Below are 14,962 nucleotides of genomic sequence, written 5' to 3'. Positions count from 1 at the left end.
GGTTCCAAAATTGCACGCTTGTTCAAAGATCAGCGAATGCGCGCGCCTTGTGCGTCGAAGACGCAGGTGCGGCCTGGCACGAAGCGAAGCGTTATGGTCTCGCCAAACCGTGGCTGATCCTCGCGCCGTTCGGCAACCACCGTCTCGCCGCTCGGCAGCACACCGTGAACATAGGCGGTCGATCCGAGGCGCTCGGTGACGTCAACGGCAAGCGCAAGCTCAACACCTTGCTTTTCGTCGAGATGCTCCGGCCTGATGCCCAACATGACGTCCTGGCCGTTCTCGAGCCTTGTGGCCAGATGCGAAATGTCGACCCTGGCATCCCCGACAGTCACGGCCTTGCCGCTGTCGACCACGCTCGCCCTAAGGAAGTTCATGCGCGGCGAACCGATGAAGCCGGCGACGAAAGCATTGTCGGGGTCGTCATAGAGCGACAGCGGCGTGCCGATCTGCTCGATCTTGCCGGCCTTGAGCACGACGATCTTGTCGGCGAGCGTCAGCGCCTCGGTCTGGTCGTGCGTGACATAGACCATGGTCTTGCGGATCGACTGGTGCAGCCGCTTGATCTCGGCCCGCAACTCCGTGCGCAGCGCCGCGTCCAGATTGGACAGTGGCTCGTCAAACAGGAAGAGCCTGGGATCGCGCACCAGCGCCCGGCCGATGGCGACGCGCTGGCGCTGGCCGCCCGACAGCTCGCGCGGCCGGCGACCAAGCAGCGGCTCGATCTGCAGCAGGCGAGCCACCGCCTCGACCTTGTCGGTGGAAGTTTTGCGGTCGAACCCGCGCATCTTCAGCGGGAAGGCGATGTTCTCGGCGACCGACATGGTCGGATAGAGCGCATAGGACTGGAACACCATCGCCACGTCGCGCTCACGCGCGGGGAGATTGGTGACGTTGCGCTCGCCAATCACGATCGCGCCGGAATCGATCGGGTTCAGCCCGGCAATCGCATGCAGCAATGTCGACTTGCCGCAGCCGGACGGCCCGAGCAGCACGACGAAGGAGCCCTCCTCGACCTCGACCGAGACATCGTTCAGCACGCGCACCGCGCCGTAGGATTTCGACACCGACCTTATCGACAGTTTCGCCATCGGATTGTCCTCAGCCCTTTACGCTGCCCAGCGTCATGCCGCGCACGATCTGTCCCTGCACCAGAACGCCAAGCACGATCATCGGCAGCATGATGAGGGTGGCGGCCGCGGTGAGCGCGCCCCACTGGATGCCCTGGAATGTCAGGAACGATGTGATCGAGACCGGAAGGGTCTGCGTGTTGCGCCCGGTCAGCACCAGCGCGACAAAGAACTCGTTCCAGGTGAACAGCACACATAGGATAAGCGTGGCGACAATGCCGCCACGCGCAGCCGGCAGATAGACATGCCAGAACACGCTGAACTCTCGCGCCCCATCGACACGGGCTGCGTCGCGCAATTCCTTGGGGATGTCGTCGAAGAAAGTGATGAGCAGCGAGATGGCGAAGGGCACGTTGACGAAGGCGTAGGCGGCAATCAGCAGCCAATGCTGGTTCAAGGCGCCGATGCGGGTCGCCAGATAGTACATCGGAATGACGAACAGCAGCGCCGGCGCGATACGCAGGCTCAGGATGAATTTCTCCTTCGAGCGGCGCAGGGCGGCGGGCTGCTGCGCCAGCCCGTAGGCGGCGATCGAGCCGATGGCCACGGCAAGCGCGCTGGACAGGATCGAGATGATGAAGGAGTTGGCGAAGGCGCTGAGGAAACCCCGATTGGCGAAGACAGTCCGGTAGTTTTCCAGTGTCGGGCTGAACAACCAGACCGGCGGAATGGCGAAGGCATCGCGCGTCGTCTTGAACGAGGTGACAACCACCCAATAGAGCGGGAATAGCACCGCCAGCAGCAGGAGCAGCAGCCCGACATAGAAAAGCGCGCGTCTTGCCATCAGCGCTCTCCCGCCTTCGGAAACAGAACGCTGTACATAGTCAGCAGCGCGACATTGGTGAAGATGGTCAGGATGATGGCGATGGCCAGCGCGTAGGAAATGTCGAAATTGGTGAAGGCGACGATGTAGCCGTAATAGTTCAGCGTCTCGGTCGAGAGCGCCGGGCCGCCGCGCGTCATGATGTAGAAGAGATCGAAGGCCTTGATGCTGTCTATCGCTCTGATCAGCGCAACGATGGCCAGCGCCCGGCGCAGCATCGGCAACAGCACATACCAGGTGACCTGCCATTCGCGCGCGCCATCGACGCGGGCGGCATCGAGGGGATCGGTCGGCGCCGATTCAAGTGCGGCCATCACCAGAAGGATGACGAAGGGCGTCCATTGCCAGATATCCGCAATGAGCACCGAAAACAGTGCAACCTGCGGACTGCCCAGCCAGTCGACCTGGGATATGCCGGCCAGAGACAGGAGATAGTTCGCCATGCCGGAGGCGGGGTCGAAGAGGAAGCGCCAGGTCAGGCCGACAACCACCGGCGTCATGATGATGGGAACCAGAAGCAGCGTTCTGACCAGCCGCTTCATGGCGAAGTCACGATCGAGGAACAGCACGACGGCAAGCCCAAGCGCGATCTCGATCACTGTCGCCAGCGTCGTGAACAGCACCGTGCGCCAGAGCGCGGCCATGGCGCGCGGATCACCGAAGAAGCGGACATAATTATCCAGGCCAACGAATTTCTCGCGCCCGGCGCGCATCAGCGACAGGTCGTGCAGCGATATCCAGATCACGAACAGCGTCAGCGCCACCGATGCAACGGTCAGGCAGACGATGATCGGCTGGAAGAAATGCCTGGTCGGATCCGACGCTGTGGCCACGGTACTCAATCGATCAACCTCGCCGTTGATATCGCCCTGCCGCGCACAGGGAGCGCACGCGGCAGGGCACGCCTGCCCGCCTATCGGGCGAGCGCGGCGTTGTTGGCGTCATCGGCCTCTTTCAAGGCATCCGCGGCGCTGGCCGTCCCAGCGAGCGCCTTGGAGACGGCGATGCCGGTGTTGTTGATGATCTCGTTGGCCTGCTCGACCGTCGGCAGATATTGCGGATTGCCGGCATTGATGGCGGCGATCATGCCTTCCTTGAAGGCGCCATAACGCTTGCCGAAGGCCTCGCCGTTCAGAACCGAAAGCGAGGTCACGCCGGAGTTGGGATCGGTCTCGATCGCCTTCAGCTGCTGTTCCTTGGCGGTCGCCCAGGCGGCGAAGAGTGCTGCCGCCTCCTGGTTCTTGGATTCGGCCGAGACATACATCGAGTGGACGGCGAGCGAGGACGACCCGCCCTTGGGCGAGGCCGATTTCATCGGCACCGGCACATAGCCGACCTTGCCGGCCACCGACGAGACGGCCGGGTCTTCATTGTAGGCGCCGTTGACCGTGGCATCGAGCGTGATCGCCGCCTTGCCCTGCTGGAACAGAATCCGGTTTTCCTCCCAACCGAAGTTGGCGACACCGACCGGGCCGTAGTCCTTCAGCATCTTGGTGAAGGCATCGAGCGCGGCGACGCCCTCCGGCGTTGCCAGCGCCGACTTTCCATTGGCATCGAGGAAGGAACCGCCGAAGCCCCAGAGATAGGCGGCCCAGACATAGACGCCCTGGATGCCTTGCTGACCGCGCATTGTGATGCCGGCGATCTCCTTGTTGGTCTTTTCCGAGATCGTCTTGGCCGCGGTCTCGATGTCCTCGAAGCTCTTGGGTGCGGCGAGGCCGTATTGTTCGAACAGGTCCTTGCGGTACATCACGAACGTGCTCTCGCCATAGACCGGAAGCCCGTACACCTTGCCGTCGAGAACATTGGTGTTGAAATAGCCGGGCACGAAGTCAGCCTTGTCGTAATAGGCGGCGTGCTTGGCCAGGAAGTCGTCGAGCGGCACGATGAAGCCCGACTTCACGAAGCCCGGCAGGTAGATGATGTTGTTCTGGACGACGTCATAGCGGCCGGATTTGGAGGAGAATTCCAGGAGCTCCTTTGCCGTGATGTCGCTCTCGGGAACGACTTCGAGCGCCACGTCGATACCGGTCAGTTCCTTGAAGGCCGGCAGCAGTTTCTGGATGGCATCGGTGGTTGGATGACCTTCAAGCAGCACCGACAGTTGCACCCCGTCGAACGGCTTGTCCTGAGCCCAGGACGGCGAGGCCAGTGCGAGTGCGGCGGTGGCCGCGGTAAGCATCAACACATTGCGTCTGGTAAGCATTTTTTCGTCTCCCATTGTTGGGCCACTTGGCCTCGTTCATTTCGCGCCTAGTCAAAGCGCACGATTTCGCCGCTCTCTGCCGATTGCATCATTGCGAGGGTGAGTTCGAGCGAACGAAGGGCATCGCGACCGGTGGCGATCGGCATGTCAGCGCCGTCCAGCCAGGCCAGCAGGCCGTTGAGCTGGCGTGAGAGGTCGCCATCAATGCGGCCGTTGATAACAGGCCAATGCTGGGTGTCGATCTCGCGCGAGCTGTCGTTTCCGGCGTAATAGAGGCCGCTGTCGCCGCACTGGACCTCGAACGAGCCCTCGGTCCCGATCAGCTCCATACGGGCATCGATCATGTGGCGGGCGCCCGAAGGCAGCGACCAGGCGCTCTCGAAATTCACCACCGTGCCGCCGGAAAAGCGCACGATCGCCGCTATGCTGTCCTGCGTGCCGGAGGCGCCGAGCAGCCGGTCGGTCTGCTGGGCGTAGACGGAGACCGGCCACTGCCCGTCGAGCATCCACAGCACCATGTCGACGTCATGGACGGTGACGTGCAGCGCCAGCGGCAGCTTGCCGCCATAGCGCTTGGGACCTTCGGTGCGGGCGCTGTTGCGCCGGGCGTAGATGTGGATCGGCTCGCCGATCTTGCCTGATGTCATCAAGTCCTTCGCCGCGGCATAGCGCGGATCGAAGCGCAGGAGATAGCCGACGCCGAGCCTGACCTTGGCCGCCTCGCACGCCGCGATGATCGCCTGCGCGTCCTCGACCTTGGAGGAGATCGGCTTTTCGACGAAGACGTTGATGCCGGCCTTGGCCACCGCAACCGCCGGCGCCAGATGCAGATTGTCGGGCGTGCAGATCGAGACGAGGTCGAGATCGCGCTCGGCTGCCAGCAGCGCCTCATGGCTGTCATAGACCTTGCAGCCCGGCGCCTTGGCCGCCACTGCCCCGGCCAGCGCCAGATTGGGATCGACGATGGCCGCCAGCTCGCAGCCGACCATGTTGGCGAAGATGCCGGCATGCATGGAACCCATGAAGCCTGCACCGATAACGGCGACGCGGCGGCGCTTGATCATGTCGGGTTCCTTTTCAACTGCGGGCGGGCGTTCCAGGCAGCGACCTCACCAGCGAAACGGCGGGTGATGGCATCGGGCCTGGTGATGGCGCCGCCAACGACGATGAAGCGGGCGCCGAGTTCGAAGCAGCGGACAGCCTCCTGCGGGCTCCAGATCCGGCCTTCGGCGACGAAGGGCAGACCGGCGTGGGCGAATTCTTCCATCAGGTCGAAGGCGGGGCCGCGCTGCTCGGTGGAGTAATCCGTGTAGCCAGCCATGGTGGTGCTGATGACGCTGGCGCCGGCGTCGATGGCGCGCTTGCCTTCGTCCAGCGTGCTGACATCGCCCATCGACAGCCGCCCCCTCGCCGCAATAGTGTCGAACATCGCCTTGAGGTCGGCCGGGCGCGGCCGGTTGGTGGCATCCAGCGCCACGATGTCGGCGCCGGCATCGATGATCTTAGCCACATCGGCAAGCGTCGGGGTGATGTAGATCTCGGTGTCGTCGCGCCGGATCTTGATCAAGCCGATGACCGGGAGGTCGATGCGCCGGCGGACGGCGGCGATGTTGGCCGCGCCCTCGATGCGGACGCCGGATGCGCCGCCGATCACCACGGAGTGGGCCATCGCGGCGATATGCTCGGGAGCATCGAGCGGCATGCCGGGCTCCGCCTGGCACGACACAACCAGCGATCCTTCAAGCTGGGCGAGCACATTGCCCTGCACCTGGGGGGCCTGCACCTGGAGCATCTCCTTCGAACGGAAGCGTGACCCCTGCAAGCAACAGCAGATGAAACTTTCTGTCAAGAAATTATTTTTGATGAAAATTTCCGTCAACGAGCATTGCGGCTCCCAGCAGACCGGCGTCCGCCCCGGCCCGGGCGGCAACGATGGGACGCTGGAAAATGCGCGGCAGCAGCAGCGAGCGCGCCTGGAGCGCCTCGATGAAACCGCCGGCCAGGCCAACGCCGCCGCCAACCGCGAAGCAATCGACATCGACGGCCGCCGTCAGGTCGGCAAAGGCGTTGACCAGCGCCTCGACGGCGACGGCGATCACCTCCTTGGCACTTCCCTCACCTTGCGCGGCGGTCTCGAACAGTTCAGGGGCGGCAACCGGGCGGCCGAAGCGTTCGCCGCCACGACGGGCGAGAGCCGTGCCAGAGGCAATCGTTTCCAGGCAGCCGCGCCGGCCGCAGCCGCAAACGACGCCATCGGGCTCGGCCATGGTATGTCCGAGATGGCCGGCCAGCCCGGTGGCGCCGGTCAGTAAGCGGCCATCGACAACCAGGCCGCAGCCGATGCCGGTCGACACCGTGACGAACGCGAAGTTGCGGTAGAACCGGCCCGCGCCAACGCTGAACTCGGCCCAGGCTGCCGCCTGGGCATCGTTGATGACAAGCGGCGGCACGCCGAGCACGCTTTCGATCGCCTGCGCCAGCGGATAGCCGTCCTCGATGGGCAAGGTTTGCGGATTGAGCGCCGTCAGCGCGCCATCGCGAACGATGCCGGTGGTGGCGACGGCAACGGCGCCGACCCAATGCTTCGGGGCAAGACCGGCGATCGCCGCGACGAGGTCGTCGCCCTTGCCGGTCCTCGGCGTCGCCGTCTGCCACCGGCCAATCAACTGCCGGCCCCGGATTTCGGCGGCGGCAATTTTGGTGCCGCCGATGTCGATCGCCAGGACCGGCGCCGGGCGATCAGAAGCTGCGGTCACTCACGACCTCCGCCGTGCGGCTGAGCAGCACGAGCCGCCCGGGATCCTGCCGCGTCATCTCGGCCACCAGCGCGTCAACGATCAGAAGCTGGCTGATCTTCGACGGAAAGGCGCCACCGGTCAGCGGCGTTTCCGGCCACGACGCGATCAAGGCAAGATCGCAGGCGGCGATCAGCGGGCTTTTCGAACGGTTGGAGATGCCGATCACAAAGGCGCCCTTGGACCGGGCGAGCTCGGCGATGCGCACGGCATCAATGGTCGAGCCCGAGCTCGAAATGACCACCTGCACCGTACCCGGCTGCGCGGTTCCCGCCGCCATGACCGCCAGATGCGCGTCGCCCAGCGCACGGCTGAGCTTGCCGATGCGGGTCATCTTGTAGGCGAGGTACTGCGCCGTGACGGCGGAAGCTGCGATGCCGAAGCAGTCGATCGCGGTTGCGGCCAGAAGCTGGCCCGAGGCCTTCGCAATATCTGCCCTGACAATCAGCTGCTCGGTCTCGCGCAGCGAGATGATCGCGGTTTCCACCAACCGCTGGATATCGTCGGTCGGCAAGCCAATGTCCCTGGCCCGCTCGTCGGTCGCCAGTTCCTTGGCGAGCGCGAGCTTGAAGTCCTGAAACCCGGCAAAGCCCTGATCCCGGCAGAAGCGCATGACGCTGGCCTCGGACGCTCCGGACGCCTCGGCAAGTTCGGTTATGCTCTGGCGCAAAGTGGCGTCGGGCTGCGCCAGCACCGTGTCGGCGACGCGCGCCAGCGCCGGCGTCATGTCTCCGGCCGCCGCCCTCAGCGAGGCAATAAGCGCGTGTGTCATGGAATTTCCTTGCTGCTGCGATTTCCCTTTCGGGATCATGTCTTTCTATTTGAGTGCCACTTTTGGGATCATGCTCTAAAAGTGCTCCGCCACCCAGGGCGGCGGGCCGGCAAAGAGCTGGTCACACAGAATTATGTCTGCCGCATCGCCGGCGACCTGGCCATATTGCGCCAGTTTCGAGGCACTGCGAAAGCCCGTGAATAGCTGCACGAATGCCGGCGCCTGCAGGGCGACGGTCGGACCCGATGGGACTGTTGCCTCGCGCACCTCGACCGTGCCGGCCCTGATCTCGATTTCCAGCGCCGCCTGTCCGATCCGCAGCGCCAGCCTGGCATCGCGGACGTGGTAGCCGCGCTGCTTCAAGGCCGTGGCGGGATCGAGCACGCTGGCAAGCCATTCCTCCTGATGGGCAAGACGCCAGCCCTTGTCTGGCATCGCCGCCACCAGATCGTCCTGCGGGCCGCCATGCCAGCGCACGACCGGGTAGACCGAGCGGAACCTGGCCAGGAAGGAGAGAAGGCCTTGCGCGGCCTCCGGCGAACCGGCGTACCAGTCTCTGATATCAAGACGCGCCTCATCACCCATGTCGAGGATCAGGTAGGCCCCTTCGGCCAGATAGGCGGCCAGCGCGTCCGTCGGTTTGCGCCGCAGCTCGTTCCAATGCGCCGGGCATCGGGCGAGTAGCCCGGCTTCCCGGGTTGTCTTTTCGGCATAGGCTCTGGCAATGCGCGGATCATCAAGCTCGACGCGTTCGAAAGCGAGCTTGGATGCTGCTGGCAGGTTGGCTGTCTCCGCCTCGTAGACGATTTCATGGCCGGCGAGTTCGAAGCCGCTCCGACGATAGACCGGTCGCGTCGAGGCAAAGAGCGATGCGATGGCAGCACCTTTGCGTCGCGCTTCCTCGCAAAGGCCATCGACGAAGGGGATGGCCAGCCCCTGGCCGCGACGCTCCGGCGCGATCGCCACATGGGCAATGTTGGCCGCACACACAGGCCGGCCATGAAAGAGCTGCGCCGTCTCGAGCAGCGCCGCGCAGGCTGTTGCCTCACCCCTTTCGCCGCGCAGCAGCCTGAGCGAGCCGAGGCCGACATTGGCAATGTATTCGTCGGATCGCGCCTTGCTGAAGCCAAAAGCCCAGCTTAGCAGGGACGCGATCTCTGGAGCGTCCTTCGCCGTTGCCTGTCCAATGGTGGCGTTGAAGTTTTTTTTCACTAGTTTTCCATAGGTGATGATTTTCATCATACCTTGAAAACGGCAATGCGCAACCCGACCCCAAATTCATTCACACTCCTGCGGAAAACGGCAGGGTCGGCTTGGCGCTGGCCACCGCGGACTTGCCCAAGCCCATCCACCTGAAGCGATCTGCGGGCCAACCTGCGCGGTAGCTGACTTCTAATAAGTCCGTATCGATCTTGGCGGTCGCCTGCCGTCGGACCGACGAGCAATCACGTCCACGGTACGGAGACGATGACGCCACAAGGCTGAAGGACCCGGAACGGTTCTCCCTGGCCGGTCCCTCTTCGGGATGATTCGGCCACAACCTGACCTTCGCGTACGCGCTCAGGCAGCAGGTGTCAGACAACTTTGAAGCCCGCTCGCGGCTGGCGTGGCTGTGTCAGCTGACTACTGGATTTCTCTCTTGACTGAATTCGCAGTGAGGCACTGCTCGAAATCCGCCAAGCTGTTCCGCGTCTTCACTCATGCTCCCACCGGACCGGTCAGCCCGCGACAACTGGAGAAATCAAGTCTGGGCCGACCAGCTGAAAACCGGGCACCCCGCAAAGTTTCAGGCCGGTTGCGATTTCCTCGAGCAAGAGGTCCAGGACCCGTTCGACACCGGCCTGTCCCTCCACGGCGCCCAACAGAGCGGCCCGGCCGATTGCCGAGGCCGTCGCTCCGCGTGCTTTTGCCTTGATGACGTCCATGCCCGTACGGATGCCGGAATCGATCATCACCGAAGCCTGGCCGCCAACGGCATCATGCACGGCCCCGACGGCATCTATGCTCGAGACCGCGCCGTCGAGCTGGCGGCCGCCATGATTGGACACCCAGATCCCGTCAGCGCCCTCCCCAATCAATCTCGCCGCATCGCCCGGGTTGAGAACGCCCTTGACGATCAGCAGGCCCTTCCACCAGTCGCGGATCGTGCGAAAGTCATCCCAGTCGAAACCCGCATGGAGATTGCGGCCGACACGGGCGGCGATCGTCAAACCCGCGCTGGTGTCGCCGAGATAACCGCGAACATTCTCGAACTGCGGGAAGCCGCCGCGAAGCAAGCGAAACGACCACGCCGGATGCGCGATCCCTTCGAGCACGTGCCGCAGGGAAGGCCGCAGCGGGATCGATATCCCGTTCCTCAAATCCTTCTCGCGCTTGCCGCCCGTTTGGAGGTCGACGGTGACGACCAGCGCCGAATAGCCGAACTCTTCCGCCTGACGCACCAGCTTGCGATTGAAATCGAAATCCTTCAGCACATAAAGCTGGAACCAAAGCGGTCCCTGGACGGCCCTTGCCATCCGCTCGATGCCGGTCGTCGCATGGTCGACAGCGTGTAAGGTATGCCGCGCGCCGCTGCCGCCGTCGCAATGGCAATGTCGGCGCTGGGGCGCACGAGCGCGCACGATCCCATCGGACTGATCACCATCGGCGTCGGATAGGTCCTGGACCACAGCGTTGTGCTCAAGTCCGGCTGGGATACATCGGTCAGAACACGCGGCAGCAGCCGGATACGCTCGAAGCCGGCGCGGTTGTCGCGCAAGGTCAGTTCCTGCCCCGCCCCGCCATCGACGAACTCGAAGACGGATTTCGGCAACCGGCGGCGTGCCAGCTTGCGGAAATCCTCCACCGAGACGATGCGATCGAGCCGCCGCATCGCCTCAAGCCGCGAGCCGATCACAAACGGTTCCGGTGATCTCGGAGGTCGATGACCTTCCCTTCAGATCGGCGCTGAGCAGCCCCCTTGCCAGGCACGCTTCCGTCACGCGGCGGATCTGTTCGGCGGCCCGGCGCAGCCTTTCGTCGTCATGTCCGCGGCCGAGCCAGTCGAGCATTGCCGCCGCCGACAGGATCGTCCCGTAGGGATTTGCTATGCCCTTGCCGGCAATGTCCGGCGCGGACCCGTGCGCCGCCTGAAAAAAGCCCTTTGCGTCGCCGACCTCCGCCGACGGCGCCATGCCCATTCCACCGACCGTCGCCGCCGCCAGGTCCGAGAGAATGTCGCCGAACATGTTCTCGCTGACGATGACATTGAAATGGCCGGGCTTCAGCACGAGGTGCATGGCCATGGCGTCGACCAGCGCATGTTCGGTGGCAATGTCGGGGTAGTCCGTCGCCACCTCGTCGAAGACGGAGCGAAAGAAAGCGTAGCTGCGCAGCACGTTGGCCTTGTCGCAGCATGTCACCCGCCGCACGCCGTCGCGGGGCGCGCCGTTCGACTGACGCGCCAGCTCGAAGGCCTTGCGCACGATCCGCTCGATCCCGGCGCGCGTCTGCACGAGCGTATCGACCGCCACATCGCCTCGCAGCAGCGCCCCTGCCCCGCGCGCCGCGTAAAGCCCCTCGCTGTTCTCGCGCAGGATGATGTAGTCGATGTCGCCGGCCTTCACCCCGCTGAGCGGGCTGGGCACCCCTTCGAAGAGCCTGATGGGGCGGATGTAGGCGTAGAGGTCTAGCTCAAAGCGCAGCCTGAGCGTGAAATCCAGGCCTGCTTCCGTGCCGTCCGGATAGACCACGCCGGGCAGGCCGCCGGCGCCGTGCAGGATCGCATCCGCCGCCCGGCAGGCCTGGAAGGTCGGCTCGGGAAAGCTCTGCCCGGTCTTCAGGAAATGTTCCGCCCCGGCTGGGTATTCGGTGAACCGCAAAGGGCAGTCTGGCCCAAGCGCCGCCTTCACCACCTCGACCGCCGCGGCACACACCTCGGGGCCGATGCCGTCGCCATGCACGACCGCGATCTGGTAGACATCCTTCATCGCCAAATCCCCCGGGAACACCAGATGTTCAGATGCATTTGCCGCCGTCGACATTGAGGTCGACGCCCGTGATCATGCTGGCTTCGTCCGAACACAAGTAGGCTGCGGCGCTGCCCATGTCCTGCGGCGTCGACAGCCGGCCGATCGGAATGGTGGCGACGACGCGGGCGCGGTTTTCCTCGCCTGAGCCGATGAAGGTAGACAGAAGCGGCGTGTCGCCGGCAACCGGGTTGATCGCGTTGACGCGGATGCCGAACGGGGCGAGTTCCACCGCCATGGCGCGGGTGGCGGCGATCGCCCAGCCCTTGGAGGCATTATACCAGGTGAGGTTCGGACGCGGAGAGACGCCGCCGGTGGAAGCGACATTGAGGATGGCGCCGGATTTGATGGATTTGAAATGCGGAACAACGGCGCAGGCGCCGTTGTAGATCGAGCGCATATTGACGTTGGCGATGCGGTCGAACAGGCCTTCATCCATCGCCTCAAGGGGTAAGGGCGGCTGCGCGACACCGGCATTGTTGACCAGTATGTCGAGCCCGCCGAAGGCCGAGCGGGCCAGATCGGCGGCCGTCGCAAAGCTCTCCAACGTGGAGACGTCGCCTGTGATCGGCCGCACCTTGTCGCCGGCTCCGCGGCCGACGCGAGCCGCGGCGGCCTCGTCACGGTCCATCAGCACGACCGACGCGCCTTCGCTCACGAATTTCTTGACGATGCCTTCGCCAAATCCCGACCCGCCACCCGTGACGATGGCGACTTTGCCAGCAAGTCTCATATCTGTTCCTCCGTTGCCGGAACCATCGGGGAAGTCGCGCGCGTTGCACAGTCCGATTATCTGAACGCCCTTTTAGCTTTCCTTGTTTGAGGTCGCGCACGCCGGGAGTAATAGTCGCGTCGGAATTGCGAGGAGGAGAAGATGACGCTGAACTTCGACCCGAGGGTGAAGGCCGCGACGCTCTACCATGGCGAATTCCGGCCGATGCTCATCGGCGGCAAGTGGGTCGCGGCGCAGTCCGGGCGGGAGATGCAGGCACTCAACCCGGCGACGGGCGAAGTGCTGGCGACGGTGCCGCGCGGTTCGGCTGCCGATATTGACGCAGCCGTGGCCGCCGCGCGCACCGCTTTCGAAGGCCCGTGGTCCAAATTCTCGCCCTACGAGCGACAATGCGTGCTGCTCAGGATCGCCGATCTCTTCGAGAAGAACTGGGAAGAGCTCTGCGTCTCCGACACGCTCGACATGGGGCTGCCGATCACGCGCACGCTCGCCAACCGGCGCCGCGTCATCGGCATGCTGCGCTTCTATGCCGGGATGGCGACCGCGCTGCATGGCGAAGCGATCGACAATTCCATTCCTGGCGAGATCGTCACCTTCACCCGGCGTGAGCCGGTTGGCGTCGTCGGCGCGATCATCCCATGGAATGCCCCGACCGCCGCCTCGATCTGGAAGATCGCGCCGGCGTTAGCCACCGGCTGCACGATCGTGCTGAAGCCGTCGGAGGATGCTTCGCTGACACCGCTGCTGATCGCGCGGCTGATGCAGAAGGCCGGAGTGCCCGACGGCGTCGTCAACATCGTAACCGGAACCGGCGCCGAGGCCGGCGCAAGGCTTGCCGAGCATCCCGACGTCAACAAGATCGTCTTCACCGGCTCGACACTGACCGGCCAGGCGATCGCCCGCGCCGGTGTCACCAATCTCAAGCGCGTTTCGCTGGAGCTCGGCGGCAAGTCGCCGATCATCGTCTGCCGGGACGCCGATATCGACAAGGCTGTTCCGGTCGCAGCGATGGCGGTGTTCGTGCATTCGGGCCAGATCTGCATCGCCGGTTCGCGCCTGTTCGTGGCGCGCGAGGTCCATGACGAGTTCGTACGCCGGGTCGCCGAGTTCGCCGGCAAGCTGCGCATCGGCCACGGCATCGAGGCGGAGACCGAAATCGGGCCGCTGATCAACGCAAGACAGGCCGGAAGGGTCGAAGGCTACATCAAGGCCGGCAGCGACGAGGGCGCCAAGCTGGTCGCCGGCGGCTCGCGGCTGACGGGCGAGCTCTATGACGGCGGCAACTTCATCGCGCCGACCGTCTTCGGCGCGGTGTCGGACAAGATGACCATCGCGCGGGAAGAGATTTTCGGGCCGGTCATCTCGGCGATGCCTTTCGACACGCTGGATGAGGCCGTCGCGCGGGCGAACGCAACGCCTTACGGTCTGGCGGCCGGTATCTTCACCAGCAATCTCGGCACCGCGCACAAGCTCGCCCGCCGCGTCAAGGCCGGCTCGGTCTGGGTCAACATGTACCACGCCATCGATCCGGCCGTGCCGTTCGGCGGCATGAAGATGTCCGGTTACGGCCGTGAGGGCGGCGTCGAGCATCTGCACGAATATCTGGAGACGAAGGCGGTCTGGATCCAAACCGACTGAGGGTATGCTGATATTCAGATGAGGCCGGCCTGCGAACGGCGGCGTTCTGCGCTTCCGATGCTCACGTACTTTAAGTACGCTCCGCTCCGATTCTCGAACGCCACCATTCTCGACTCGGCCTGGCCTGAATCTCAACACACCCTGGCACGGGTGTAAGGTACCTGTCCGAAAGCATGGCGGGTCAGTGAGCCAGTTCGCGCAGATTGGTGCGGATCAGGTAGCCAAGCTGATCATCGTGGACGCCATGGACGTCGTGGCGGCGGCGGACAGGAGGACATCTCCGCCGTGCAGGACCGCTACTTCACCTGGGTAGAGGAGGATACCGACCCGAACGTCCTGGCCAACGTGCTGCACGCCTACATGCCGATGCTGAGGACTGCCGAGTTCGTCACGAAGAAATACGGCTTCAGCCGCGAGGCTCAGGACGAATATGCGCTTCAGTCACAGCTGCATACCGCTGTCACTCAGCAAGGAGGGCGGTTCGCCGACGAAATCGCCGTTCAGCATCACGATGCTGGTGAAGGACAGGGGCACCGGCGCGGTATCACATCATCTGATCACGCTCGACCGCGACGAGGCAACCGCCCGCAGACCGCGCTCGAAGGCCTGGCCGGGTTCAAACCCGTGATCGGCGGCGGCACGATTACCGCAGGCAATGTGAGCCAACTGTCCGAGGGGCCTCGGCCTGCATCGAAGCTCGCGGCGAGGCAGAACTGAAAAGGACAGAGCGGGAACTGGAGAAAGCGGTAGACGCGATTCTCGCTGGCATACCCCCGCTCAAACTGAAGGACCGTATCGGGACACTAGAGCGTTTCAGGTTTTGACGGAAGCATATCCTGCGTTGTTGAAATAGTTGGC

13 protein-coding genes and 1 pseudogene are annotated in these 14,962 nt (G+C 64.2%); 2 read left to right on the top strand and 12 right to left on the bottom strand.

From position 1 onward, the window contains the following. Window positions 1-29 precede the first annotated feature (29 nt). The 12 genes and pseudogenes from E5X88_RS26040 to E5X88_RS25985 all read right to left on the bottom strand — a co-directional run bounded on the left by E5X88_RS26040 (window position 30) and on the right by E5X88_RS25985 (window position 12,466). The gene (locus E5X88_RS26040) at window positions 30-1,091 is read right to left on the bottom strand and encodes an ABC transporter ATP-binding protein (RefSeq protein WP_292166333.1); all 1,062 of its coding nucleotides are present in this window, start codon (window positions 1,089-1,091) and stop codon (window positions 30-32) included. Window positions 1,092-1,101: 10 nt separating this feature from the next. Further along, a complete protein-coding gene (locus E5X88_RS26035) occupies window positions 1,102-1,914 on the bottom strand; it encodes a carbohydrate ABC transporter permease (RefSeq protein WP_292166332.1) in 813 nt (270 codons plus the stop codon). Continuing rightward, window positions 1,914-2,786 carry a carbohydrate ABC transporter permease gene (locus tag E5X88_RS26030; RefSeq protein WP_292166331.1) on the bottom strand — a complete coding sequence of 291 codons (873 nt, stop codon included), beginning with the start codon at window positions 2,784-2,786 and terminating at the stop codon, window positions 1,914-1,916. Before E5X88_RS26030 ends, E5X88_RS26035 begins: the two co-directional genes overlap by 1 nt. 80 nt (window positions 2,787-2,866) lie before the next feature. Continuing rightward, complete coding sequence (locus E5X88_RS26025) at window positions 2,867-4,159, bottom strand: sugar ABC transporter substrate-binding protein (protein ID WP_292166329.1); 1,293 nt, start codon at window positions 4,157-4,159, stop codon at window positions 2,867-2,869. Window positions 4,160-4,206: 47 nt separating this feature from the next. Next, a complete protein-coding gene (locus E5X88_RS26020; protein ID WP_292166327.1) occupies window positions 4,207-5,223 on the bottom strand; it encodes a Gfo/Idh/MocA family oxidoreductase in 1,017 nt (338 codons plus the stop codon). Beyond that, window positions 5,220-5,942 carry an N-acetylmannosamine-6-phosphate 2-epimerase gene (locus E5X88_RS26015; protein ID WP_292166326.1) on the bottom strand — a complete coding sequence of 241 codons (723 nt, stop codon included), beginning with the start codon at window positions 5,940-5,942 and terminating at the stop codon, window positions 5,220-5,222. Before E5X88_RS26015 ends, E5X88_RS26020 begins: the two co-directional genes overlap by 4 nt. 70 nt (window positions 5,943-6,012) lie before the next feature. After that, window positions 6,013-6,915 (bottom strand): N-acetylmannosamine kinase, encoded by a 903-nt coding sequence (locus E5X88_RS26010; protein WP_292166325.1) that lies wholly within the window; start codon window positions 6,913-6,915, stop codon window positions 6,013-6,015. Beyond that, complete coding sequence (locus E5X88_RS26005) at window positions 6,899-7,726, bottom strand: MurR/RpiR family transcriptional regulator (protein ID WP_292166323.1); 828 nt, start codon at window positions 7,724-7,726, stop codon at window positions 6,899-6,901. The genes E5X88_RS26010 and E5X88_RS26005 overlap by 17 nt, the downstream gene beginning before the upstream one ends. 75 nt (window positions 7,727-7,801) lie before the next feature. Further along, entirely contained in the window at window positions 7,802-8,938 is a 1,137-nt protein-coding gene (locus E5X88_RS26000; protein ID WP_292166322.1) for a GNAT family N-acetyltransferase, read from the bottom strand. Window positions 8,939-9,444: 506 nt separating this feature from the next. Beyond that, a pseudogene (locus tag E5X88_RS25995) lies at window positions 9,445-10,598 on the bottom strand (alpha-hydroxy acid oxidase). A 4-nt stretch (window positions 10,599-10,602) separates the two neighbouring features. Next, window positions 10,603-11,694 (bottom strand): isocitrate/isopropylmalate dehydrogenase family protein, encoded by a 1,092-nt coding sequence (locus E5X88_RS25990; RefSeq protein WP_292166321.1) that lies wholly within the window; start codon window positions 11,692-11,694, stop codon window positions 10,603-10,605. Between the two features lie 28 nt (window positions 11,695-11,722). Further along, the gene (locus tag E5X88_RS25985) at window positions 11,723-12,466 is read right to left on the bottom strand and encodes a glucose 1-dehydrogenase (protein ID WP_292166319.1); all 744 of its coding nucleotides are present in this window, start codon (window positions 12,464-12,466) and stop codon (window positions 11,723-11,725) included. Window positions 12,467-12,607: 141 nt separating this feature from the next. Here E5X88_RS25985 and E5X88_RS25980 point away from each other — a divergent pair, with 141 nt between their 5' ends. After that, complete coding sequence (locus E5X88_RS25980) at window positions 12,608-14,104, top strand: aldehyde dehydrogenase family protein (protein ID WP_292166317.1); 1,497 nt, start codon at window positions 12,608-12,610, stop codon at window positions 14,102-14,104. Between the two features lie 285 nt (window positions 14,105-14,389). Continuing rightward, window positions 14,390-14,821 (top strand): hypothetical protein, encoded by a 432-nt coding sequence (locus E5X88_RS25975; protein ID WP_292166316.1) that lies wholly within the window; start codon window positions 14,390-14,392, stop codon window positions 14,819-14,821. Window positions 14,822-14,962: the final 141 nt, after the last annotated feature.

The sequence above is a fragment of the Mesorhizobium sp. genome, from assembly GCF_004962245.1.
In the GTDB taxonomy this organism is placed as follows: Bacteria; Pseudomonadota; Alphaproteobacteria; order Rhizobiales; family Rhizobiaceae; genus Mesorhizobium.
This window is presented reverse-complemented; position numbering and strand designations above follow the sequence as displayed.

Bases quoted from the DNA above. Each gene is read 5' to 3' on its own strand.
- E5X88_RS26040 (WP_292166333.1), bottom strand. From the start codon at position 1,091: ATGGCGAAACTGTCGATAAGGTCGGTGTCGAAATCCTACGGCGCGGTG.
- E5X88_RS26035 (WP_292166332.1), bottom strand. From the start codon at position 1,914: ATGGCAAGACGCGCGCTTTTCTATGTCGGGCTGCTGCTCCTGCTGCTG.
- E5X88_RS26025 (WP_292166329.1), bottom strand. From the start codon at position 4,159: ATGCTTACCAGACGCAATGTGTTGATGCTTACCGCGGCCACCGCCGCA.
- E5X88_RS26020 (WP_292166327.1), bottom strand. From the start codon at position 5,223: ATGATCAAGCGCCGCCGCGTCGCCGTTATCGGTGCAGGCTTCATGGGT.
- E5X88_RS26005 (WP_292166323.1), bottom strand. From the start codon at position 7,726: ATGACACACGCGCTTATTGCCTCGCTGAGGGCGGCGGCCGGAGACATG.
- E5X88_RS25990 (WP_292166321.1), bottom strand. From the start codon at position 11,694: ATGAAGGATGTCTACCAGATCGCGGTCGTGCATGGCGACGGCATCGGC.
- E5X88_RS25985 (WP_292166319.1), bottom strand. From the start codon at position 12,466: ATGAGACTTGCTGGCAAAGTCGCCATCGTCACGGGTGGCGGGTCGGGA.
- E5X88_RS25980 (WP_292166317.1), top strand. From the start codon at position 12,608: ATGACGCTGAACTTCGACCCGAGGGTGAAGGCCGCGACGCTCTACCAT.